Raw genomic sequence first — 21532 nt, 5'->3', positions numbered from 1 at the left:
GACTGAAACGAGTTTGGGTTCGATTACCTGCGTGAGGCGCGAAGCCTTCGCCTGGATCGTCCCGCAGGGTCCGCGTCGGACCCTTAAGCCGCTCCGGCGTCGACGCTCCATCCGATCCGCGCTCCCCGGCGCGTTTAAGGAACACAGAAACCTTATGGGCTGCGCCGCACCCGACCGCCTTTGGCGACCGACCTTCCGCAACCGCTTCGGCGGAGCGACGGGCGGTGACGCGCGCGCCTTTCAAACATATCGGCGCCCGGACCTAGCGTCCGCCGCGCGCCGTGGAGATACCCTTTATGTCGAAGAAGATGTTGATCGACGCCGCCCACGCCGAAGAGACGCGTGTGGTGGTCGTGGATGGTACCCGGGTTGAAGAATTCGATTTCGAAAGCCAGACCCGCAAGCAGCTCCGAGGAAATATCTATCTCGCCAAGGTGACCCGCGTTGAGCCCAGCCTCCAGGCTGCGTTCATCGAATATGGCGGCAACCGCCATGGGTTCCTCGCCTTCAACGAGATTCACCCGGACTATTACCAGATCCCGGTCGCCGACCGCGAAGCGCTGATGCGCGACGACTCGCACGACGACGAGGACGATCATCACCACGGCCGCGAAGGCGATGAGGGTGACGCCGTCGACGACGAGGAAGACGCCGTCGAGGAAGAACTGGCGCGCCGTAAGCGCCGCCTGATGCGCAAGTACAAGATCCAGGAAGTGATCCGCCGCCGGCAGATCATGCTGGTCCAGGTCGTCAAGGAAGAGCGCGGCAACAAGGGCGCGGCCCTGACCACCTACCTGTCGCTGGCCGGCCGGTACGGCGTCCTGATGCCCAACACCGCCCGCGGCGGCGGTATCAGCCGCAAGATCACCACGGTCACCGACCGCAAGCGCCTCAAGAGCGTCGTGCAGGGTCTGGACGTGCCGCAGGGCATGGGCCTGATCGTCCGCACGGCCGGCGCCAAGCGCACCAAGGCCGAGATCAAGCGCGACTACGAGTACCTGCTGCGTCTGTGGGAGAACATCCGCGACAACACGCTGCATTCGATCGCGCCGGCGCTGATCTACGAGGAAGAAGACCTCGTCAAACGCGCCATCCGCGACATGTACGACAAGGACCTGGACGGCATCTGGGTCGAGGGCGAGGCCGGCTACAAGGAAGCGCGCGACTTCATGCGCATGCTGATGCCCAGCCAGGCCAAGAAGGTCTTCCCGTACCGCGAGCCGGCTCCGCTGTTCGTCAAGAACAAGATCGAGGACCATCTGGCCCAGATCTATTCGCCGGTCGTGCCGCTGCGTTCCGGTGGCTACCTGGTTATCAACCAGACCGAGGCCCTGGTCGCCATCGACGTCAACTCGGGCAAGGCCACGCGCGAGCGCAACATCGAGGCCACCGCGCTCAAGACCAACGTCGAAGCGGCCGAGGAAGCCGCCCGCCAGCTGCGCCTGCGCGACCTGGCCGGCCTGATCGTCATCGACTTCATCGACATGGATGAAGCCAAGAACAACCGCACCGTCGAGAAGGTCCTCAAGGACGCTCTGAAGGACGATCGCGCCCGCATCCAGATGGGCAAGATCAGCGGGTTCGGCCTGATGGAGATCAGCCGCCAGCGTCGCCGCACCGGCGTGCTGGAAGGCACCACCCACGTCTGCGAGCACTGCGACGGCACCGGCCGCGTGCGCTCGGTCGAGTCCAGCGCCCTGGCCGCCCTGCGCGCGGTCGAGGTCGAGGCCCTGAAGGGCGGCGGCGCGGTGACCCTGAAGGTCAGCCGTCCGGTCGGCATCTACATCCTCAACGAAAAGCGCACCTACCTGCTGCGTCTGCAGCAGACCCACGCGCTGTTCGTCACTGTCCTGATCGACGACAGCTTGCACCAGGCCGAGCACGACATCGACCGTACGGAACTGGGCGAACGCCCGGCGCCGCAGATCTTCGCGCCCATCGAACCCGAGCCCGACTATGACGACGAGGCGTTCGAGGACGAGGAGGACGAAGAAGACGAAGACCTCGTCTCAGAGGACGAAGACGAGGGCGAAGAGGACGAGGACGACGCCCCGCGCGCCGCGCGTCCGCCTCGCACCGAGGCCGACGACGAGTCCGGCGGCCGTCGCGGCCGCAAGCGCCGCCGTCGTGGCGGTCGCCGCGACGATCGCGACGAAGCCCAGGCCGATGCGGCCGGCGACGAGGATGACGACGACGCCGATGGCGGCGAACGCGCCGAGGGCGACATCGACGGCGAGGACGAGGAATCCCGTCGCCGCCGCCGCCGTCGCGGACGTCGCGGCGGTCGCCGTGGCGGTCGCGAGGATGGTGATCGTCCGGCCGATGTCTTCGCCTGGACCCGTCCGCGCGTCCCGTTCGGCGAGAACGCCTTCGTCTGGCACGATCCCGAGGCCCTGGACGGCCGCCGTTCGGGTGGCGATCGCCCCGAGCGGGCGGAACGTCCGGAACGCGCGGAACGCGCCGAGGCGGCTCCCGCCGCCGAACGCACCGAACGTCCTGAGCGTGGCGAACGCGGCGGTCGTCGCGGCCGTGGCCGTGATCGCCAACGCGGCGAACGTGGCGAGACCTCCGAGGCTCCGCGCGCCGAACGCGCTCCGGCGGTCCGTGTCGATGTCGCCGAGCTCGAGCCCGCGCCGCTGGCTCCGGCTGTGATCGAAGGTCCTCCGGCCGACGTCTGGGTGGAACTGCCGCCGCAGGAAGAGGCGCCCAAGAAAGCGCGTCGTCCGCGTAGCCGCGGCCGCAAAACCACCGACGCCGAGGCCGAGGCTCCGGCCGAAGCGATCGCCGAGACGGTCGTCGAGGCCCCGGTCGAGGTCGTGGAAACGGCCGAAGCCGGGCCGCTGGTCGCCGCCGACGTCGAGGTCGCCGCTCCGGTCGAGGCCGAACCCGCCCCGGCTCCCGAGCCCGTCGCGGTCGCCGAGCCGGAACCGGCGCCCGTCGCCGCCGAGCCCGACCCGGCGGAAATCTCCACGCCGCCCGAGAAGCCCAAGCGCGGCTGGTGGCGTCGCGGCTGACAAGCCTGAACGACGGCCGGCGGGACCCCTGGTTCCGCCGGCCGTCACGACTATATCCGTGGATGCTCGTTCGACCGATGTTCCCAGGTCGTCGAGAACCACGCTAGACTACTGGCCGAACGCGGGGGCGCGATCAGGAGAGCTTCGATGACCTCCCGGACAAGGGCGGCTTCAAGAGGATTGGCCAGGAAGAGCGGATCGGCGCTATCGGCGCTGGCCCTGCTGGCGGCCACCTTGGCGCCTGTCGCCCCGGCCCGCGCCCAGGACGGCCCGTCCCTGATCCGCGACACCGAGATCGAGGAAATCCTGCACCGCGACGCCGATCCGATCTATGCGGCGGCGGGCCTGGATCCCAAGACCGTGCGGATTCTGCTGGTCGGCGACAAGGAGCTGAACGCCTTCGCCACCCAGGGCCTGATGATGGGTCTGAATACCGGCCTGATCCTGCAGACCGAAACACCCAACCAGTTGAAGGGCGTCATCGCCCACGAAACCGGACACCTGGCCGGCGCTCACCCGCTGCGCTCGGGCGAGATGATGCGGGCCGGCCTCAAGCCGATGATCCTGACCATGGGCCTTGGCGTCCTGGCCGCCCTGGCCGGCGCGCCGGACGCCGGCGCGGTGCTGATGGGCAACGCCTCGTACTTCGGCACGCTGGGAGCCCTGGGCTACAGCCGCGACCAGGAATCGCGCGCCGACCAGGCCGGCGCCGGCTTCCTGGAGGCCACCGGCCAGTCGGGCCGAGGTCTGGTCGAGTTCTTCGACAACTTCCGCTACCAGGAGGTCTTCGACCAGTCGCGGCGCTACGCCTATTTCCGCAGCCACCCGCTGTCTGGCGACCGGATCGACGCCCTGCGCAACCGGGTCGAGAAGCTGCCGCACTACAACACGGTCGACGATCCCACCTCGCTGGCCGAGCACGAGATCATGAAGGCCAAGCTGGAGGGGTTCCTCAATCCCGGCGTGGCGATCGTGAAGTACAAGGAAAACGACCGGGGATTCCCGGCCCGTTACGCCCGCGCCATCGCCTATTACCAGCTCAAGGAGCCGGACCGAGCCCTGAAGGTCCTCGACGGCCTGATCGCCGAGAACCCCAACAATCCCTACCTCTGGGAGCTGAAGGGCCAGATCCTGTTCGAGTTCAATCGGGTCAAGGAGGCCGAGGAGCCTCAGCGCCGTTCCGTGGCCCTGAAGCCGGACGCGGCCCTGCTGCGGGTGAACCTGGGCCAGACCCTGATCGGCCTGGACGATCCCAAGAAGGTCGAGGAAGGCATCACAGAGCTGAAGCGCTCGCTGCTCGATGAGAGCGACAATTCCGTCGCCTGGCGTCTGCTGGCCCAGGCCTACGACAAGCGCGGCGAGGACGGTCAGGCGCGCCTGGCCACCGCCGAGCAGTATTACACCATGGGCGCCACGCGCGAGGCGCGGGTGTTCGCCATGCGGGCGCGCGAACTGCTCAAGAAGGACAGCGTCGAATGGCGTCGCGCCACCGACATCGTCCTGACCTCCAACCCTTCCAACCAGGACCTCAAGGACCTGGCCAAGGAAGGCGCCGTCACCTCGGGCCTGCGCCGCTAGGCCGCCGCTCCTTTCCAGAGACTTTCATGCCCCTGCCCCATCGTCCGTTGGCGTTCGCCGCCGCGTCCCTCGCCGCCCTGTCGCTGACCGGCTGCGGCCAGGCCAAGACCGACAAGGCGTTCGAGGAGAAGGTCCACGCCTATCTGATCGCGCATCCCGAGGTGCTGATCGAGATGAGCAACAAGCTCCAGGAAAAGCAGGCGGCCGAGAAGGCCAGCACGGCCAAGGGCGCGCTCGCCAAGTATCGCCAGGCGATCGAGCGCGATCCGCGCGATTTCGTGGCCAATCCGAACGGCTCGATCACGGTGGTCGAGTTCTTCGACTACAAGTGCGGCTACTGCAAGCTGGCCGCGCCGCAGATCGTCGAGCTGATCCAGAAGAACCCCGACGTGCGGTTCGTGTTCAAGGATTTCGTGATCTTCGGCCACGACTCCGAGGCCGCCGCGCGCATGGTCCTGGGCGCCAAGGACCAGGGCAAGACCATCGCCTTCCACAAGGCGCTGATGGCGGAGAAGAGCCTGGACGAGGCCGGTGTGATGCGGATCGCCCAGGAGGTCGGGATCGACGTGGCCAAGGCGCGCGCCGTCGCTGGCTCGGCCGGCACCACCCAGCATTTGGCCGACACCCATACCCTGGCCACCGACCTGGGCATCGAGGGCACGCCCGCCTTCCTGATCGGCGACCAGATAATCCCCGGCGCCGACATGCGCGCCCTGAACCTGGCCATCGACAACGCCCGGGCCGGAAACGCCAAGAAGACCTAGATTTTTCTAGAGGCGGTCGACCCAAATCGACCGCCCCGGAAGAAACTGCTCGGCGAACTCTGCCGCAACGAATGGCAACCTTTCGGCAACCTGTTGAAATCGCTGAAACCGTTGCGGCGCACGGCTTTTGCTTTGCGTCACCCGCCCTTTTCGCGGCGGGAGTTCGTCATGCTCGTTTCCGGTCCCAGCATCCTGGCGTCGCTCGCCGCCTCGACCCTGTCGAAGGTCAATGCGCTGACGGCGCCCAAGCCGGCGGAGGCGTCATCGGATCCCCTGGCCGCCGCGCCCGCCAAGTCGGCCAAGGACGAGTTCCTCGACTACGCCAAGCTGACCCCGGCGCAGAAGATGCGCGCGGCCATGCTGAGCAAGCTGGGCGTCACCGAGGAGCAGCTCAAGGCCATGAGCGCCGACGAGCGCAAGAAGATCGAGGACAAGATCAAGGACATGATCAAGCAGCAGGTCGAGAACGATCCCAAGATGAAGACGGGATCGATTCTGGACGTGTCGGCCTGACGCCCTAGATCAAACCGGCCAGGGGCGAGCTGGGATCGGCGTAGAGGCGCTTCTGCATCCGCCCGGCCAGATAGGCCTCGCGACCGGCGATCACCGCGTGCTTCATCGCCCGGGCCATGCGGATCGGATCCTTGGCCTCGGCGATGGCGGTGTTCATCAGGATCGCGTCGCAGCCCAGCTCCATGCCGATGGCCGCGTCCGAGGCCGTTCCGACCCCGGCGTCGACCAGCACCGGCACGCCGGCGTTCTCGACGATGATCCGCAGGTTTACGCGGTTCTGGATGCCCAGGCCCGAGCCGATCGGCGCGCCCAGCGGCATGATGGCGACGGCCCCGGCCTCTTCCAGCTTCCTGGCGTAGACCGGATCGTCCGAGCAGTAGACCATCACCTGGAAGCCGTCGGCGACCAGCAGCTTCAACGAGCGCAGGGTCTCTTCCATGTCCGGATAGAGGGTCTTGGGATCGCTGAGCACTTCCAGCTTCACCAGGTCCCAGCCGCCGGCCTCGCGGGCCAGGCGCAGGGTGCGCACGGCGTCTTCTCCGGTGAAGCAGCCGGCGGTGTTGGGCAGGAAGGTGAATTCGGTGGGTTTGACGTAGTCGACCAGCAACGGCTGGGTCGGATCGGTCAGGTTCACGCGGCGCACGGCCACGGTGACGATCTCGGCGCCCGCCGCCCGCGCCGCGGCGGCGTTGGTGGCGTAGTCCTTGTACTTGCCGGTGCCCACGATCAGGCGCGAGCGGAAGGTGCGGCCGGCGACGGTCCAGGTCTCGTCGGCGTCGACGGCGGGGACAGCGGATTCGGGGGAAACGTGCGCGTTCATGGGGTGGGTTTACGCCTCCCCGCCCCGGCTTTCAAACCGTACCGGCGTTAGCCGCCGCCGATAAAGGTGACGATCTCGATTCGGTCGCCGTCGGCCAGGCGCACGTCGGCATAGGTAGAGCGCGGCGCAATCTCCAGATTGCGCTCGACGGCCACCTTGCGCGCGTCCAACCCAAGCGTTGCAACGAGATCGGCGATGCTGACGATATCGGCGATATCCCGCTCTTCGCCGTTCAGTAGAAGCCTCATGTCACCTCCGAAGCGAGCCCTGCTTGTGACGCGAGGGAACCGGCTATACAAGACCTCCCGGAATCGACGGCGGAGCCGAATGGCAAAACCCATCCATGTGCTGAGCGGGCCCAACCTCAACCTGTTGGGAACGCGCGAGCCCGAGATCTACGGCAAGGACACGCTCGAGGATGTCCGTGCGCGCTGCGAAGCGCGGGCGGCCGCTCGGGGTCTTTCCGTCGTCTTCCGGCAGAGCAATCACGAAGGCGTGCTGATCGACTGGGTTCAGGAAGCCCGGACGGAAGCCTGCGCGTTGGTGATCAATCCGGCGGGCTATGGACATACGTCCATCGCCCTTCTCGACGCCCTGAAGACCTTGAACATCCCGGTCATCGAGTGTCACCTGTCCAACCCGGCGGCCCGAGAAGAGTTCCGCCGCCACACCTTCGTTTCGCTCGCGGCGACCGGACTGGTCTCCGGCTTCGGCGCGGCGAGCTATGAACTGGCGATCGAGGCCGCAGCCGGCCTGGTCGGCGCCAACTAGCCGGCGACCCCGGCTGATAAGAAAAGCAAGGTAAGCTTCCATGTCCATTTCCAAGGCCCCCGCCGATCCGGTCGAAACCCCGTCGATCGACGCCCGCCTGGTCCGTAAGCTGGCCGACATCCTGAAGGACACCGGCCTGTCGGAAATCGAGGTCGAGCACGCCGGCCTGAAGATCCGGGTCGCCCGCGAACTGACCGTCGCCGCTGCCGGCACGACCTATGTCCAGGCTCCGGCCGCCGCGCCCGCCTATGCGCCCGCCCCGGTCGCCGCGCCCGCCGCTCCGGCCGCCGAAGCCGCTCCGGCCCCGGCCGCCCGCGCCGGCGATGCGGTGAAGTCGCCGATGGTCGGCACCGTCTACCTGTCGCCCCAGCCGGGCGCCGACGCCTTCATCAAGGTGGGCGACACCGTCAGCGCCGGCCAGACCCTGCTGATCGTCGAAGCCATGAAGACCATGAACCCGATCTCGGCCCCCAAGGCTGGCAAGATCGTCGAGATCCTGGTGGGCGACGCCCAGCCCGTCGAATTCGGCGAGCCGCTCGTCATCGTCGAGTAATCGGCATGTTTGACAAGATCCTCATCGCGAACCGAGGCGAGATCGCGCTTCGGGTTCACCGCGCCTGCAAGGAAATGGGCATCGCCACCGTGGCGGTCCATTCCGAGGCCGACGCCAATTCCATGTGGGTGCGCCTGGCCGACGAAAGCGTCTGCATCGGCCCCGCCTCGGCCGCCAAGTCGTATCTGAACATCCCGTCGATCATCGCGGCCGCCGAGATCACCGGCGCCCAGGCGATCCACCCGGGCTACGGCTTCCTGTCGGAAAACGCCCGCTTCGCCGAGATCGTCGAGGCCCACGGCTACACCTTCATCGGTCCCAAGCCGGATCACATCCGGATGATGGGCGACAAGATCACCGCCAAGCAGGCCGTCAAGGACGCGGGCATTCCCGTCGTGCCCGGCTCGGACGGCGGCGTCTCGACCGAGGAAGAGGCCTTCGCGGCCGCCGACCAGATCGGCTTCCCCGTGCTGATCAAGGCCGCTTCCGGCGGCGGCGGTCGCGGCATGAAGGTGGCCCAGACCCGCGAGGATCTGGCCGAGGCCGTCGCCACGGCCCGCGCCGAAGCCCGCGCCGCGTTCGGCGACGACACGGTCTATATGGAGCGCTACCTCCAGAAGCCACGCCATATCGAGCTGCAGGTGATCGCCGACGCCCACGGCAACGTGGTGCACCTGGGCGAGCGCGACTGCTCGCTGCAGCGCCGCCACCAGAAGGTCCTGGAAGAAGCCCCCTCGCCGGCCCTGTCGGCTGAAGGTCGCGCCAAGATCGGCAAGGTCGTGGTCGATGCGGTCAAGGCCATCGGCTATCTCGGCGTCGGGACCATCGAGTTCCTGTGGGAGAACGGCGAGTTCTTCTTCATCGAGATGAACACCCGCCTGCAGGTGGAACACCCGGTCACCGAAGCCATCACCGGCATCGACCTGGTGCGCGAACAGATCCGCATCGCCGCGGGCCTGCCGCTGTCGTTCACCCAGGAAGACGTGGTGTTCGAAGGCCATGCCATCGAGTGCCGGATCAACGCCGAGAACGCGCGGACCTTCACGCCTTCGCCCGGCACGATTACCGACTTCCACGCCCCGGGCGGCCTGGGCGTGCGCCTGGATTCGGCGATCTACACCGGCTACGCGATCCCGCCCTATTACGACAGCCTGATCGGCAAGCTGATCGTCCACGGACGCGACCGCGAGGAATGCATCGCGCGCCTGCGCCGCTGCCTGGGCGAAATGGTGGTCGGTGGGATCGAGACCACGATCCCGCTGTTCCAGGATCTCCTGGTCCAGCCCGACATCCTGGCCGGCGAGTACGACATCCATTGGCTGGAGCGCTGGATCAAGGCGCAGGGCTGACCTTAAAATCGTCGTCATCCCCGGACTTGTTCGGGTGGTGACGACGTTCAAGGATCAAGCTCGCCTGGACTCCGCGGCCCGCCATGGATGACGACGCCTTCACGGTCGATGATCTCATCGCCTGCTACGAGCGCGGCGTCTTTCCGATGGCCGATGCGCGCCACGACGAAAGCATCTTCCTGATCGACCCCGAGCGGCGGGGCGTGCTGCCGCTCGAGGACTTCCACCTGCCGCGTCGGCTGGCGCGGACGGTCCGGTCCGACCCGTTCGAGGTGCGCATCGACAGCGCCTTCGACGCCGTGGTCGAGGCCTGCGCGGCCGCCCGGCCCGGACGGCTGGAGACCTGGATCAACAATCCGATCCAGCGGCTGTACGGCCAGCTGTTCGCGCGCGGCCAGGCCCATAGCGTCGAGTGCTGGGAGGATGAGGAACTGGTGGGCGGGCTGTACGGCGTCGCCTACGGCGCCTGCTTCTTTGGCGAGAGCATGTTCTCCACCCGGCGCGACGCCAGCAAGGTGGCGCTGGTCCATCTGGTGGGGCGGCTGGTGGTGGGAGAGTACCGGTTGCTGGACACCCAGTTCATCACCGATCACCTGCAGCAGTTCGGGACGGTCGAAATCCCGCGCGCCGACTATCGCCGTCGATTGGGCCGAGCCTGGACGGCCCAGGCCGACTTCTATCGGCTGGCGGCCGGCGCGGCCGGGGCCGAGGTCTTGCAGGCGATCAGCCAGGCGTCATAGACTGGGTGCTGCAACGGGTTCAGGCCCGGCGAATTGGCGTACATCCAACCCTTGTAGATTTGGCGTCCGGGCGGGGCCACGCGGCCCGGCAGGGCCTTGGGCTGGGTGTCGACGGTCAGATAGGCCACCTGGTCGGGCGCGTCCTCGTCGGGCGTCGTCGTCTCGCAGGCGCGGACGGTGAAGACCAGGGTCTTGTAGCGGATCGGCTGACCCACCGGGGCCTCGAACCGCATGGTCTCGGTCGTGACCTTGTCCAGGGCCTGGATGATGGCCACCGAATAGCGGGGGCGCTTGACCGGTTCGGCCGGCTTGGCGGGTGGCGGCGGCGTGGTCGGCTTTGCGGCCGGTGGCGTGGACGTCGTCGGCTGAGGATTGGCGACGGGAGTCGAAGTCGTCGGAGTCGTGGCCGGAGGTGTCGTCGCGGGCGCGGCGGGGCGCGGCTGGGCGGAACCGCCCGGCGTCGGCACCGGACGCTGCTGCTGCGGCACGATGATCGGCGCGGGCGCGGTCGGCGGGGTCTGGGCGGCCGGAGCCTGCGGCGGCGCGTTCTGAAGCGCCCAGGCGCCGCCGGCCAGCGAACCGGCCATGGCCAGCGCCGCGACGCCCGTCAGGGACCGCCGGATCGTCATCCTATTCCGGCGACCAGGGCTTGTAGTCGCTGGTGGCGATAGCGCGCTCGCCGCCACGGGCCAGCGAGCCCTTGGGACGCCAGGCGTGGATCGTGCCGGTCAGGTTGGGATGGTGGTCCTTTTCCCAGGCGCGACGCGGCAGCGGCGCCGTGGTCGGCGGCTCGTCGAAGGTGTAGTGCAGCCAGCCGCTCCAGTCCGGCGGGACCTTGGAGGCTTCGGCGTAGCCGTCGTAGATCACCCAACGGCGCTTGCGGTCGTCATAGCTGTCGCGGTTGTCGCGCGCTTCGTAGTAGCGGTTGCCGTACTCGTCCTGGCCCACGAACACGCCACGACGGCTAATGTGGAAACGCTGACCGATGGTCGCACCGTTCCACCACGTGAAGATCGCTTTCAGCACCGCGTCAGCACCCAATCTCGCAAAGGTCCCGTTTCCGGGAAATTCCAGCAGCGCGCAAGGCGTTGCGAAGCGGCCGGACTATAGGTCGCCGGCCCGTCAGCGTCCAGCTTCCGCCGTCGCGTGGCGACTTCAACATCTTGTGGATCATGGCTGCTGCTCACCCCACATCTATTGAAGGCCTCGGTGGGGCGATCTAGGATAACCCGTTCTTGACGCCATCTCGGCGCCCTGACGCGGAATCGGCCATGCGCATCCAGTCCCGACACCCCGCCCCCGCGCCCCGGATCGCGCCGCGCGAACTCGAGCGCAGCGATGCGATCATCGAGGTCCTGGCGCCCGAGGGCTGGACGGATGCGCGGGTAGAGGCCTGGCTGGACTGGGCCGACGGCGCGTTCGACGCGGAGGCGCCCCTGGGTGGCGGCCCGGCCCGTTATGCGGACCGCGTGGCCGAGGCGGGCCTTTCCGACGGCCTGTTCGCCGACGCCGCCGACGCGGAGGCCTTCCGCGACGCCCTGCTGGCCACCATGCTGACCGGAGTCGCCACACCGGTCGGTGCGTCCGTCGCGGCGACGCGCCTGCCCGACATCGGCGAGTTCGAATTCAAGCCCGCCGCCGAAAGCCACCTGGCGCGCTGGCGTTCGGCCCGCCTGGCCGCCAAGGCCGCCGCGCGGCTCGACGCCGCCCTGGCCCAGGTCGCGGACGCCGTTCAACGCTGCCACGGCGACGCCAAGGCCTGCGCCGATCCGGCCAAGAACAGCGCCCTGGGCCGCGCCGCCCGTCGGGCCCGAGACCTGGGCGCCGACGACCGCATGATCCTGGACGCGATCGCCCTGACCGGCGCGCCCCGCACCGCCTTGATCGATCCCGATGTCCGCGGCCCCGCGCCGCTCGTGGCCTCGGCGTCGCGCCAGGGCGTGGCCGCCGTCGACGAGGCCGCCAGCTTCGCCGCCCAGCTCGGCTGGGAGATCAGCGCCCTGGTGCTGGCCCTGTCGCCGGAAGACGCCGAGATTCTGACGCGCGGCGCGCAGATCCGCGCCGCCATCGACGTTTCCGCCTTCCAGCATGGCGAGGCCTTCGATTCCACCGGCTTCAACCAGGTGGTGGGCCTGTGGGCCACGGCGCTGGAGATCGAGCGCGGCGACCGCCCCGCCGAACTCGGCCTGGCCGGGGTCGGCGACTGGCTGTTGACCCAAGGCCTTTCGGCGGCCGGCGACGCCGGTCGCGACGCCGCCTCCGCCCTGTGGGCCCTGACCGTCGGCGCGGCCCTGAGCGCCAGCGCCGAGGCGGCCGCCGTCTTGGGCGTCGATCCCGCCTTCGCCCAGGAGCGCCAGGCCGTTCTGCGGGGCCTCGCCGAGCGCCGCGTCCGCGCCGCCGCCCTGCGCTCGCCGCTGGCCGCCGAGGCCGCCGCCGCCCTGGCCGTCGCTCACGGCCTGGCCCGCAAGCACGGCCTGCGCTCGTCCCGCCTCGTCGCGGCCTTCGCCGATCCCGAGGCCGCCCTGCGCCTGGGCGGCAAGCAACTGGGACACGCCGGCGCGGCCGCGCCCGTCTCCACGGCCCAGACCGCCGACGGCCTGCTGATCCCGACCTTCAGCGCCGCCGCCCATCTGTGCCTCAACGAGGCGGGAGCCGACTTCGACGCGGCTCGCCGCCACGCCATGGGCCACGGCTCGCTGGCCGAGGCGCCGGCCATCGATCACATGGTGCTGCAGGCCCGCGGCTTCACCGCCTACGAGATCGAGCAGGCCGAAGACGCTCTGCGCCATGCCGACGGACTGCGCGCCGCCTTCGCCCCGGCGGTGATCGGCGCGGGTTTCCTCAGCGACGTTCTGGGCGCGCCGGCCGAGGCCCTGGCCGATCCGATCTTCGACACCCTGGCCTTCGCCGGCTTCTCCGAAACCGAGATCGCGGCGGCCGAGCGTCACGCCCTGGGTGCGCGCCGACTGTCCGACTGCGAAGCCCTGGAAGGCGAGCTGCGCGCCCTGTTCGCCGCCGTCGAGACCCCGGTTCTGGCCGACCGCCTGGCGATGATCGCCGCCGTCGAGACCTTCGTCTGCCTGCCCGCTCCGGCCGTGTTGGAGCTGCCCTTCGACGCCCGTCCCGCCGACGCCGCCCGGCTGCAGGCCGCCGCCGCCCGGGCCGGGGTCCGCGCCCTGCGCCTGACCCGCGTCGCGCCGCCGGCAGGATTCTCCCTGGCCCTGCCGGAGGCGGAGGTCGAGGCGCCCAAGCCGGTCCGCGCGCCGGAGGTCGCCGCCGTCGAGGCCAAGCCCGCCCCGGTCAAGGAGCGGATCGTGGAGCGCGTGGTCGAACGGGTCGTCGAGCGCGGCGGCCGGTCGCGCCGCAAGCTGCCCGACCGTCGCAAGGGCTATATCCAGAAGGCCGCCGTGGGCGGTCACAAGGTCTATCTGCACACCGGCGAGTACGAGGACGGCGAGGTCGGCGAGATCTTCATCGACATGCACAAGGAAGGCGCCGCCTTCCGCAGCCTGATGAACAATTTCGCCATCGCCATCTCCATCGGCCTGCAATACGGCGTGCCGCTGGACGAGTTCGTCGATGCCTACGTCTTCACGAAGTTCGAGCCGGCCGGCCCGGTCACGGGCAACGATTCCATCCGGTCGGCCACCTCGATCCTCGACTATATTTTCCGCGAGCTGGGCGTGTCGTATCTTGGGCGCGATGATCTGGCCAACGCCGATCCGGGCGAGTTCAACGCCGACGGCCTGGGCCGGGGCGAAGGCGTGGAGGACGGCGAGATCGAGGCCGAGCCCCTGCCCGCCAGCAAGTTCATCTCCAAGGGCTTCTCGCGCGGGGCGGCGCCCGACAACCTGGTGTTTCTGCCGTTCGGCGGCCGGCGCGACCAGGAGCCGCCGCCCGCCGGCAGCAGCGGCGACGTCTGCCCGGCCTGCGGCGACCTGGCGCTGAGCCGCAAGGGTGGCCTCGTGGTCTGCGACAGCTGCGGAACCCAAGCCAGCGACGCGGGCTAGGCGGCGTTTGCTTGGCCTTAAGCTTGCGAGGTCATGCTTAATCGCCGTTCCCGCCGAAAGACGCGTGCCAGAATGAAACCGCTGCCCCCCCTTCTCGCGACCGGCCTGGCCTGTAGCCTGCTGGCGCTCGCCGCGCCCGCCCTGGCCCAGAACGCCGGTCAGATCGCCAGCGTCCAGCGCGGCGCCAACTGCCCGCGCTGCAACCTGTTCCAGGCCGACCTGTCGGGCGCGGTGCTGAAGGGCAAGAACCTGGCCGGCGCCCGCCTGCGTCAGGCCGACCTCAGCCTGGCCGAGATGAACCGCACCAGCTTCGCCGGCGGCGACCTGCGCGACGTCAATTTCTACGGCGGCGTGTTCGGCGGGGCCAGCTTCGCCGGCGCCAACCTGACCAACGCCAGCCTGGTGGGCGCCTATCTGCAAGGGGCCAACTTTCGGGGCGCGACCCTGGCCGGGGCCAACATCTCCGGAGCCGAGATGGATCGGGCCCAGGGCTTGACCCAGGCCCAGCTGAATCGGGCCTGCGGCGATGGTTCCACCCGCCTGCCGCGCGGTCTCTCCGTGCCCGCCTGCCGTTAAACTTCCGTCATTACCGCGATTTAAGTGGCGCTTGAGGCTTGCCGGCCCCAAATCGTAACCCACGCGGTCGCTTATCTGGCCGGTCTGGAGGTTTTGATGTCCCGCTTGCGGATCACGGTCGCCGCTCTGTCGCTCGCCCTGTCGGCCCTGGCCCACCAGGCCTATGCCGGGGTCGAGGACAAGGACGTGGCCCGGATGATCTCGCTGGGCGGCGCCTGCGTGAGCTGCGAGCTGTCGGGCCGCAAGCTGACCGGGGCCCGTTTCACCGGCGCCAATTACGCCAAGGCCAACCTGATCGGGGCCGACCTGCGCGGCGCCAGCTTCTTCGGCTCCAACTTCACCGGCGCGGACCTGTCGCGGGCCGACCTGCGCGGCGCCGAGATGCGCGGCGCGGGCTTCTCGCACGCCATCTTCACCGACGCCCGCCTGTCGGGCATCGAGAGCAGCGGCGCCAACTTCATCGCCGCCGACCTGGGCCGAGTCGACCTGTCCTCGTCCGAGCTTCACGGCGCCAGCTTCCAGGGCGCCAACCTTGAGCGGGCCAACCTGTCGAGCAGCGAGCTGATCGGCGCCAACCTGCAGGGCGTCAACGCCCGGGGCGCCAACTTCACCTCGGCCGAGCTGAACGCCAGCAACATGATCGGCGGCAATTTCGAACGGGCCAGCTTCCGGGACGCCGAGTTCACCGGCACCACGATGCGCGGCGCGGTGTTCAACGGCGCCGACTTCCGGGGCGCGGACCTGTCGAGCGCCAATCTGGGCGGGGCCGACCTGTCCAATGCCCGGGGCCTGAACCAGGACCAGCTGGACGAGGCCTGCGGCGATGGCGGCACCCGCCTGCCCTCGGGACTGAGCGTTCGCAACTGCTCGGGCAATGTCCGGGTGCGCGTCAGCCCCAGCTTCCAGCGCGCCCAGGCCGAGGCCGCCCGGGCCCAGGTCGAGGCGCATCGGACCGAGATCGAGGCCGCCGCCCGTCTGGCCGCCGTTCCCAAGCCGCCGAAGCCGCCCAAGCCCCCGGCGCCCGCCAAACCGGCCAAGCCCGCCAAGGAAGTCGGCGAATAGCTCGCCAACAAAAAGCCCTCCGATCCTTCTGGACCGGAGGGCTTTTCGTATGGAGGCGACCCGTTCAGCCTAGACCTTGATGGGCGGGGCCGAGCGGATGTGCAGTTCCTTGTATTGCTTGTCCAGCACCTCGGCCGGGGCGTTCATCAGGAGGTCCTGGCCCTGCTGGTTCAGCGGGAAGGCGATGACCTCGCGGATGGCCACCTGCTCGGCCAGCAGCATGACGATGCGGTCGATGCCGGGCGCCAGGCCGCCGTGGGGCGGGGCCCCGAAGCGGAAGGCGTTGAGCATGCCGCCGAACTGCTCTTCCACCACCTCGGCGCCGTAGCCGGCGGTCTCGAAGGCCTTGAGCATGATCTCCGGCTTGTGGTTCCGGATCGCGCCCGAGCACAGCTCGTAGCCGTTGCAGACGATGTCGTACTGATAGGCGCGGATGGTCAGCGGGTCCTGGGTCTCCAGGGCCTCCAGGCCACCTTGCGGCATCGAGAACGGGTTGTGCGAGAAGTCGACCTTCTTCTCGTCCTCGTTCCACTCGAACATCGGGAAGTCGACGATCCAGCAGAACTTGAACTGCTCTTCGGCCACCAGCTTCAGCTCGGTCCCGACGCGGGTGCGGGCCAGACCCGCGAACTTGGCGAACACGGCCGGATCGCCGGCCACGAAGAAGGCCGCGTCGCCCGCGCCCAGGCCCAGGCTCTCCATGAGCGCTTGGGTCGGCTCGCCCAGGTTCTTGGCGATCGGGCCGCCCCAGCCGCCCTGGTCTTCCGACCAGAAGACGTAGCCCAGGCCCGGCTGGCCCTCGCCTTGAGCCCACGAGTTCATGCGATCGCAGAAGGCGCGGCTGCCGCCGGTCGGGGCGGGAATGGCCCACACCTTGTTCTTGGCGTCGGCGCCGAGGATCTTGGCGAACAGGCCGAAACCGCCGTCACGGAAGTGGTCGGAGACGTCGGCCATCTTGATCGGGTTGCGCAGGTCGGGCTTGTCGCTGCCGTACCAGGCCATCGACTGGGCGTAGGTCAGGCGCTCGAAGCCCTTGTGGGTCGAGGTCGCGCCGAAGTCGTTGACGAAGGTGTGCTCGCCGTCGATCGGAGACACCGGCTTGCCGTTCGAGAACTCCTCGAACACGCCGTGCATCACCGGCTCGATAGCCGCGAAAACGTCTTCCTGGGTGACGAAGCTCATCTCGACGTCCAGCTGGTAGAACTCCAGCGAGCGGTCGGCGCGCAGGTCCTCGTCGCGGAAGCACGGGGCGATCTGGAAGTAGCGGTCGAAGCCCGACACCATCAGCAGCTGCTTGAACTGCTGGGGCGCCTGGGGCAGCGCGTAGAACTTGCCCGGATGCAGGCGCGAGGGCACCAGGAAGTCGCGCGCGCCTTCCGGCGATGACGCCGTCAGGATCGGCGTCTGGAACTCGTTGAAGCCCTGGGCGAACATCCGCGAGCGGATCGACTGGATCACGCGCGAGCGCAGCACGATGTTCTTGTGCAGGGTCTCGCGGCGCAGGTCGAGATAGCGGTGCTTGAGCCGGATTTCCTCGGGATAGTCGGGCTCGCCGAACACCGGCAGCGGCAGTTCGTCGGCGGTCGACAGCACTTCCACGGCGGTGACGCGGATCTCGATCTCGCCGGTCGGGAGGTTCGGGTTCACCACCGAGGCGTCGCGGGCCACGACCTCGCCGTCGATCTTGATCACGCTCTCGGCCCGCAGGCGCTCGACCACGTCGAAGCCGGGGGTCTCGGGGTGCAGCACCAGCTGGGTCAGGCCGTAATGGTCGCGCAGGTCGATGAAGACCAGCCCGCCGTGGTCGCGCTTGCGGTGGATCCAGCCCGACAGGCGGACCGAATTGCCGGTGTCGCTGGCCCGGAGAGCGCCGCAGGTGTGGGTGCGATAGGCGTGGATCGTGGTCATGAGAGAGCTTTGAAACGCGGTGAATTTCGAGGGGCGGAAAGGCGCATGGGGGGGCGTGGATGTCAAGGATTCTGGGGGCGAACACTTGCCCCCTACGGACCGCTTCGCGGTCGTCTTTCCCCGTAGGGGGAAGAGCGCTGTAGCCGGTCGCCGCGAGAGGCTCCGCCCCCTACGGGGGCGGACAGACCGCGAAGCGGTCAGGTGGGGGCAAGGGAATGCGATCCCACGCCAGCGGCTGTGAGGTGATGGAAAGGGACGCGGAGCGCCGGACGACGTCCGAAGTTTGAAAAAGAATACCGTTTCGACGAAGCCGAGGCGCTCCGCGCGACCGTTATCCGCAAGGCCGGGGCGCGCGGGCCTTTTCCGCCCTTCACCCCACCCGGTATTCCCTCCTGGATCTGTGCACCGCTTGATTTCAGAGGCGGGAGTGAGCCTGACGAGGACCGGAGCGAACCCCACGACGGGCGGGACCTTCCCAGCATGAAGACCCCGATGGGCGAGCTTACGTCCCTCGCCCTCTGTTTAAGCCCTGTTCCAGTCGAAACCGGAAAGGGCCCCGCTCGATCGCCCCCCGCCGCCGCATCGGTCGCTGGCCATGCGCCCTTTCCCTGCGTCGAGGTGAGATCAGGATACGGGCGGTTTGAACGCGGCGGCGGTTGTGACGCTGCTTTTCATGCAGGGCTTTGAAAGGGCTGGAGTTCGTCTCGGCGTTCACGGGGATAGAGGCGGCTGCATCCCCGCCAAAGCTCCCTCTCCCGGAGGGAGAGGGTCGGGGTGAGGGGTTACGGCGTCCGACGGAGCGCCGGCACGCCGTCAGGCCTCGTAACCCCTCACCCTCCCATCGCTTCGCGACGGGCCCCTCCCTCTCCCTCTGGGAGAGGGATCGCGTCAGGCGCCCAGGCTATGCCGCGCCACCCACCGCATCCGGTACGCCATCATCGCCGTCTTCCCCAGGTGCGCCGTCAGCCGCCAGTTGACCACGGCCCCGACCGGCGCGCCGACCACGGGCAGCAGCTGGGCCAGCTTGGCCAGGTCGATATGGTCGCGATACTGCTGCTGAAACTCCCGCCAGTCGAACTCGGACAGGTCGGCGGGGTGTGGGCGCGTGTCCCAGTCGTCCATGGCCTCCAGCACCTTGATACGATGCTCGACGTCCGAGAAGGCCAGCTCGAAGATGTGCAGTATATAGAGCCGCTCGCTCAGCACGCTGCCGTCATGGCCGTAGAGGGCGGCGATCTCGAACAGCAGCTTCAGCTTGAAGCTCATCAGCAGCGGAAAGTCGGCCGCCGCCAGCAGGAACCCGCCCGCCCCGGCCACCCCGCCCTCGGCCCCGGCGGCCTTCTTCCAGCCGTCGATGGCGGCCGCCACCTTGGCCTCGCGCTCTTCCAGGCTGGCGTCGCTCAGCGGCGAGGCCGTGGCGAAGTCGGCCCCGGTCAGGATCGCCTTGGTCATCCCCTCCATGGCGACGGTGATCGCGGCGTGGACCTTCTCGGGGATGACGCGGTTGATGCGGCGCTGGACGGCACGCGAGGCGGCGCCCAGCGCCCCGGCGGGCTTGGTGATCTGGGCGCGCCAGGCGGCGAGGGATTGGGAGGCGTTGGTGGTCATGGTGGACATATAGCCAGTTCCATCAACGTCCCAACGTTCATCAGCTTTCGGGGATCTCGATGGAGATTATGTCTTCGTCAGTGAACGTCATCATCGCGACGTCATAGCCTGACGCGGCAGCACATTCAAAAAACAGCCCCGAAGCTTTCGCGTAGTGGAGAGCGATCAAATCCAGAATGTCGCATTCGGCACTCCTCGCGGCAACGAACGGCCGCTTGTAGCGATACAGCCCATCATCTTTCTCAATCGCAGAAGCATAACCTGCCTGCTCCAACGACATGATTCCGTATGGACGTTTATGAACAAACGTATTTCGTAGTTCGGAGACGTCTTTCAACCAGCCCGTCACTTCGATTTCGCCGGTTGTATTGGGCTTTTTACCTAAATAACCTTTGTTCGAAAGGATATTGAGAAGCGTATCTTCCGAAAAATTTTCGACCCGCAGTACGCCCCTAAGTTTATTTAAAGCATCTATCTTTTTAGGGTTTTCCCCAATTCGAAAGGCAATCATCGCTGCTAGGTAGTCACGCGCAGCACCTAGGTTCAGGAAGAATGAATGCACATGAGCATAGAGTGCGCTATCGGCGAAGGAGCCGGAACGCTCGCCGTTCAGGAGCTTTGTCGCCATGAGATTGACAAGCTTTTCATTGTAAAATTCAGAAATTTGCTCGACGGCGATATCCATGTTTCTCAAGCTGAGAGAAATCGAATGGGCGAGTCTTTCTACATCGCTCTTGTCGTCCAGAATTCTAGCCAAATTCTCATGCGTCGGCTCTTCAATCGCGTCAATTTCCGTGGCTCGATCACCAGACAGGTTAGCTGCAATATGTCCCCACAGGTCGGCTGGGCCTTCCATGTGGTTCGTTCGTCCCGGAATGATCGGAGACCAGCCCGAATGATACGCGCCGCGATGCCAACCTAGCCGCTGAAACGCGATAGGCCTCAATCCTCGCTCGGCAAGGAAGCGCTCAATTTCGAGCTTGGTCATGAAGCCCGTTGCACATGCCCCGTTACCGTCGAAGACGGGTTCAATGTGCCAGGCGTCTGTATTCCTCTCTGCAAATCGCACTCCACCTGTGCAGTGAAGATAAAATGCATCCCCGTCAGGCTGACGTAAGATGCTCGCCGACCAATCACGGCAAAGCGGCATGTTCATTTCCAGAAATTTGCTCGGCTAACCTGTTGCAGCACCGCAATTTGGCAGATCTTCGCACAAGTTAAGCGAAATATCCTAGATGGGCTCCTGCGTCGCCATGGTCACCCATCCACACCTCCCCGCCCCTCGTCCCCAGCCAAACCGCCCCCGCCACCTCGCCCTCCCCCGCAACCCGCCCTATACCTCCGGATACCGAGTAACCCCATCCGGACGCCGCCTTGCCCCGTCAGTTCCGACTGCCGCTGACCGCCTCGCCCCGCTGGGATCGGGAGTCGTTCGCGTCGTCGCCGACCAATGGCGAGGCGCTGGCGGGGCTGGACGCCTGGCCGGCCTGGCCCGAGGGGCGGATGGCCCTCATTGGGCCGGCGGGCACGGGCAAGACGCACCTGGCGCGCGACTGGGCGCGGCGGGCCGGGGCCGTGGTGATCGAGGCCGCCTCCACCGGAAGCGAGCCGCTCGACCTGGCGGCTCTGCGCGGCCGGCCGTTGCTGGTCGAGGACGCCGACCGCCGCGCTGAGGGCGACCTGGTCGACGACGAGACCCTGTTCCACCTGATCAACATGGCCGGGGTCGACGGCGGCTCCCTACTGCTGACCGGCCGCCTGGCGCCCGTGGCCTGGGAGGCGGCGGTGCCCGACCTGCGCTCGCGGCTCAACGCCCTGACCGTCGCGCGGATCGAGGCGCCCGACGACATCGTGTTGGAGGCCGTGCTGCGGCGCGCCTTCGAGGCCGCCGGCATCCGTCCGGCGGTCGACCTCTATCCCTATCTGATGGCCCGCCTGCCCCGCTCGGCCGCCGAGGCCCTGGCGGCGGTGGCGGCCTTGGACGAGGCGGCCTTCGAGCAGGGGCGCGAGGTCAACAAGGCCCTGGCCTTGGCGGTGCTGGATTTCGGCGGGGACGAAGAAGAAGGCGAAGAATAACCCCCTTCCCCCTCGATGGGGGAAGGGCCGGGGATGGGGGTGATGCTGAGCCGGCCAAGCCCACCGCTCTCTATGCCGGCGTCGCCGTAGCCACCCCCATCCGACCGCTTCGCGGCCACCTTCCCCCATCGAGGGGGAAGGAAGGGGTTAAGGGTTCCAATGTCTTGCTCCTGTCACCACCGTCCGTCAC

At 67.8% G+C, this 21532-nt stretch carries 20 protein-coding genes and 1 pseudogene; 14 read left to right on the top strand and 7 right to left on the bottom strand.

The genetic code is table 11. From position 1 onward, the window contains the following. Window positions 1-154 precede the first annotated feature (154 nt). From AC07OA_RS09725 to AC07OA_RS09705, 5 genes are all read left to right on the top strand, one after another. A complete protein-coding gene (locus tag AC07OA_RS09725) occupies window positions 155-373 on the top strand; it encodes a hypothetical protein (RefSeq protein WP_494663748.1) in 219 nt (72 codons plus the stop codon). Continuing rightward, window positions 297-3014, top strand: a complete 2718-nt coding sequence (locus AC07OA_RS09720) for an Rne/Rng family ribonuclease (RefSeq protein ID WP_494663590.1) — start codon at window positions 297-299, stop codon at window positions 3012-3014. Before AC07OA_RS09725 ends, AC07OA_RS09720 begins: the two co-directional genes overlap by 77 nt. Before the next feature lie 147 nt (window positions 3015-3161). Next, on the top strand, window positions 3162-4592 hold the full coding sequence (locus tag AC07OA_RS09715) for a M48 family metalloprotease (RefSeq protein ID WP_494663589.1): 1431 nt from the start codon (window positions 3162-3164) through the stop codon (window positions 4590-4592). A 26-nt stretch (window positions 4593-4618) separates the two neighbouring features. Further along, complete coding sequence (locus AC07OA_RS09710) at window positions 4619-5356, top strand: DsbA family protein (protein ID WP_494663588.1); 738 nt, start codon at window positions 4619-4621, stop codon at window positions 5354-5356. 168 nt (window positions 5357-5524) lie between these two features. Beyond that, on the top strand, window positions 5525-5869 hold the full coding sequence (locus AC07OA_RS09705) for a hypothetical protein (RefSeq protein ID WP_494663587.1): 345 nt from the start codon (window positions 5525-5527) through the stop codon (window positions 5867-5869). Window positions 5870-5873: 4 nt separating this feature from the next. On the opposite strand, the gene AC07OA_RS09700 is transcribed toward AC07OA_RS09705, so the two are convergent. Both AC07OA_RS09700 and thiS read right to left on the bottom strand, forming a co-directional pair. Further along, window positions 5874-6689: a thiazole synthase gene (locus AC07OA_RS09700; protein ID WP_494663586.1), complete on the bottom strand. Its 816-nt coding sequence runs from the start codon at window positions 6687-6689 to the stop codon at window positions 5874-5876. Between the two features lie 47 nt (window positions 6690-6736). Then, window positions 6737-6937, bottom strand: a complete 201-nt coding sequence (thiS, locus tag AC07OA_RS09695) for a sulfur carrier protein ThiS (protein ID WP_494663585.1) — start codon at window positions 6935-6937, stop codon at window positions 6737-6739. Between the two features lie 79 nt (window positions 6938-7016). On the opposite strand from thiS, the gene AC07OA_RS09690 reads away from it, so the two are divergent. From AC07OA_RS09690 to aat, 4 genes are all read left to right on the top strand, one after another. Next, complete coding sequence (locus tag AC07OA_RS09690) at window positions 7017-7460, top strand: type II 3-dehydroquinate dehydratase (protein ID WP_494663584.1); 444 nt, start codon at window positions 7017-7019, stop codon at window positions 7458-7460. 40 nt (window positions 7461-7500) lie between these two features. After that, window positions 7501-8013, top strand: a complete 513-nt coding sequence (gene accB / locus AC07OA_RS09685) for an acetyl-CoA carboxylase biotin carboxyl carrier protein (protein WP_494663583.1) — start codon at window positions 7501-7503, stop codon at window positions 8011-8013. Window positions 8014-8018: 5 nt separating this feature from the next. Further along, window positions 8019-9362, top strand: a complete 1344-nt coding sequence (accC, locus tag AC07OA_RS09680) for an acetyl-CoA carboxylase biotin carboxylase subunit (RefSeq protein WP_494663582.1) — start codon at window positions 8019-8021, stop codon at window positions 9360-9362. A gap of 83 nt (window positions 9363-9445) precedes the next feature. Beyond that, entirely contained in the window at window positions 9446-10102 is a 657-nt protein-coding gene (aat, locus tag AC07OA_RS09675; protein ID WP_494663581.1) for a leucyl/phenylalanyl-tRNA--protein transferase, read from the top strand. On the opposite strand, the gene AC07OA_RS09670 is transcribed toward aat, so the two are convergent. Next, window positions 10039-10731: a DUF2155 domain-containing protein gene (locus AC07OA_RS09670; RefSeq protein WP_494663580.1), complete on the bottom strand. Its 693-nt coding sequence runs from the start codon at window positions 10729-10731 to the stop codon at window positions 10039-10041. The genes aat and AC07OA_RS09670 overlap by 64 nt on opposite strands. 1 nt (window position 10732) lies before the next feature. Further along, window positions 10733-11128 carry an NADH:ubiquinone oxidoreductase subunit NDUFA12 gene (locus AC07OA_RS09665; RefSeq protein WP_494663579.1) on the bottom strand — a complete coding sequence of 132 codons (396 nt, stop codon included), beginning with the start codon at window positions 11126-11128 and terminating at the stop codon, window positions 10733-10735. A 245-nt stretch (window positions 11129-11373) separates the two neighbouring features. Between AC07OA_RS09665 and AC07OA_RS09660 the strand changes: the two genes are divergently transcribed. The 3 genes from AC07OA_RS09660 to AC07OA_RS09650 all read left to right on the top strand — a co-directional run bounded on the left by AC07OA_RS09660 (window position 11374) and on the right by AC07OA_RS09650 (window position 15750). Beyond that, window positions 11374-14112, top strand: coding sequence for a TSCPD domain-containing protein (locus tag AC07OA_RS09660; protein WP_494663578.1), 2739 nt, complete (start codon window positions 11374-11376; stop codon window positions 14110-14112). Between the two features lie 72 nt (window positions 14113-14184). Beyond that, window positions 14185-14688 (top strand): pentapeptide repeat-containing protein, encoded by a 504-nt coding sequence (locus AC07OA_RS09655; RefSeq protein WP_494663577.1) that lies wholly within the window; start codon window positions 14185-14187, stop codon window positions 14686-14688. 96 nt (window positions 14689-14784) lie between these two features. Further along, window positions 14785-15750 (top strand): pentapeptide repeat-containing protein, encoded by a 966-nt coding sequence (locus tag AC07OA_RS09650; RefSeq protein WP_494663576.1) that lies wholly within the window; start codon window positions 14785-14787, stop codon window positions 15748-15750. A gap of 69 nt (window positions 15751-15819) precedes the next feature. Here the strand turns inward: AC07OA_RS09650 and aspS are convergent, their stop codons facing one another. Next, window positions 15820-17658: an aspartate--tRNA ligase gene (gene aspS / locus AC07OA_RS09645; RefSeq protein WP_494663575.1), complete on the bottom strand. Its 1839-nt coding sequence runs from the start codon at window positions 17656-17658 to the stop codon at window positions 15820-15822. Between the two features lie 729 nt (window positions 17659-18387). Between aspS and AC07OA_RS09640 the strand changes: the two are divergent. Then, window positions 18388-18558, top strand: a pseudogene (locus tag AC07OA_RS09640) (hypothetical protein); the annotation flags it as partial. Here the strand turns inward: AC07OA_RS09640 and AC07OA_RS09635 are convergent. Continuing rightward, complete coding sequence (locus AC07OA_RS09635; protein ID WP_494663574.1) at window positions 18547-19275, bottom strand: EcsC family protein; 729 nt, start codon at window positions 19273-19275, stop codon at window positions 18547-18549. The pseudogene AC07OA_RS09640 and the gene AC07OA_RS09635 overlap by 12 nt on opposite strands. A gap of 31 nt (window positions 19276-19306) precedes the next feature. Continuing rightward, entirely contained in the window at window positions 19307-20254 is a 948-nt protein-coding gene (locus tag AC07OA_RS09630) for a hypothetical protein (RefSeq protein ID WP_494663573.1), read from the bottom strand. Between the two features lie 386 nt (window positions 20255-20640). On the opposite strand from AC07OA_RS09630, the gene hdaA reads away from it, so the two are divergent. After that, window positions 20641-21342 (top strand): DnaA regulatory inactivator HdaA, encoded by a 702-nt coding sequence (gene hdaA, locus AC07OA_RS09625; RefSeq protein ID WP_494663572.1) that lies wholly within the window; start codon window positions 20641-20643, stop codon window positions 21340-21342. Window positions 21343-21532: the final 190 nt, after the last annotated feature.

This window comes from Caulobacter sp. GW821-FHT09B08 (assembly GCF_059418225.1).
The sequence above is the reverse complement of the archived record's forward strand: the minus strand, read 5'-3'. Positions and strand labels throughout refer to the sequence as shown.

Excerpts from the sequence above, each read along its gene's own strand:
- AC07OA_RS09725 (WP_494663748.1), top strand. The coding sequence starts at position 155 with ATGGGCTGCGCCGCACCCGACCGCCTTTGGCGACCGACCTTCCGCAAC.
- AC07OA_RS09720 (WP_494663590.1), top strand. The coding sequence starts at position 297 with ATGTCGAAGAAGATGTTGATCGACGCCGCCCACGCCGAAGAGACGCGT.
- AC07OA_RS09715 (WP_494663589.1), top strand. The coding sequence starts at position 3,162 with ATGACCTCCCGGACAAGGGCGGCTTCAAGAGGATTGGCCAGGAAGAGC.
- AC07OA_RS09710 (WP_494663588.1), top strand. The coding sequence starts at position 4,619 with ATGCCCCTGCCCCATCGTCCGTTGGCGTTCGCCGCCGCGTCCCTCGCC.
- AC07OA_RS09705 (WP_494663587.1), top strand. The coding sequence starts at position 5,525 with ATGCTCGTTTCCGGTCCCAGCATCCTGGCGTCGCTCGCCGCCTCGACC.
- AC07OA_RS09700 (WP_494663586.1), bottom strand. The coding sequence starts at position 6,689 with ATGAACGCGCACGTTTCCCCCGAATCCGCTGTCCCCGCCGTCGACGCC.
- thiS (WP_494663585.1), bottom strand. The coding sequence starts at position 6,937 with ATGAGGCTTCTACTGAACGGCGAAGAGCGGGATATCGCCGATATCGTC.
- AC07OA_RS09690 (WP_494663584.1), top strand. The coding sequence starts at position 7,017 with ATGGCAAAACCCATCCATGTGCTGAGCGGGCCCAACCTCAACCTGTTG.
- accB (WP_494663583.1), top strand. The coding sequence starts at position 7,501 with ATGTCCATTTCCAAGGCCCCCGCCGATCCGGTCGAAACCCCGTCGATC.
- accC (WP_494663582.1), top strand. The coding sequence starts at position 8,019 with ATGTTTGACAAGATCCTCATCGCGAACCGAGGCGAGATCGCGCTTCGG.
- aat (WP_494663581.1), top strand. The coding sequence starts at position 9,446 with ATGGATGACGACGCCTTCACGGTCGATGATCTCATCGCCTGCTACGAG.
- AC07OA_RS09670 (WP_494663580.1), bottom strand. The coding sequence starts at position 10,731 with ATGACGATCCGGCGGTCCCTGACGGGCGTCGCGGCGCTGGCCATGGCC.
- AC07OA_RS09660 (WP_494663578.1), top strand. The coding sequence starts at position 11,374 with ATGCGCATCCAGTCCCGACACCCCGCCCCCGCGCCCCGGATCGCGCCG.
- AC07OA_RS09655 (WP_494663577.1), top strand. The coding sequence starts at position 14,185 with ATGAAACCGCTGCCCCCCCTTCTCGCGACCGGCCTGGCCTGTAGCCTG.
- AC07OA_RS09650 (WP_494663576.1), top strand. The coding sequence starts at position 14,785 with ATGTCCCGCTTGCGGATCACGGTCGCCGCTCTGTCGCTCGCCCTGTCG.
- aspS (WP_494663575.1), bottom strand. The coding sequence starts at position 17,658 with ATGACCACGATCCACGCCTATCGCACCCACACCTGCGGCGCTCTCCGG.
- AC07OA_RS09635 (WP_494663574.1), bottom strand. The coding sequence starts at position 19,275 with ATGTCCACCATGACCACCAACGCCTCCCAATCCCTCGCCGCCTGGCGC.
- AC07OA_RS09630 (WP_494663573.1), bottom strand. The coding sequence starts at position 20,254 with ATGACCAAGCTCGAAATTGAGCGCTTCCTTGCCGAGCGAGGATTGAGG.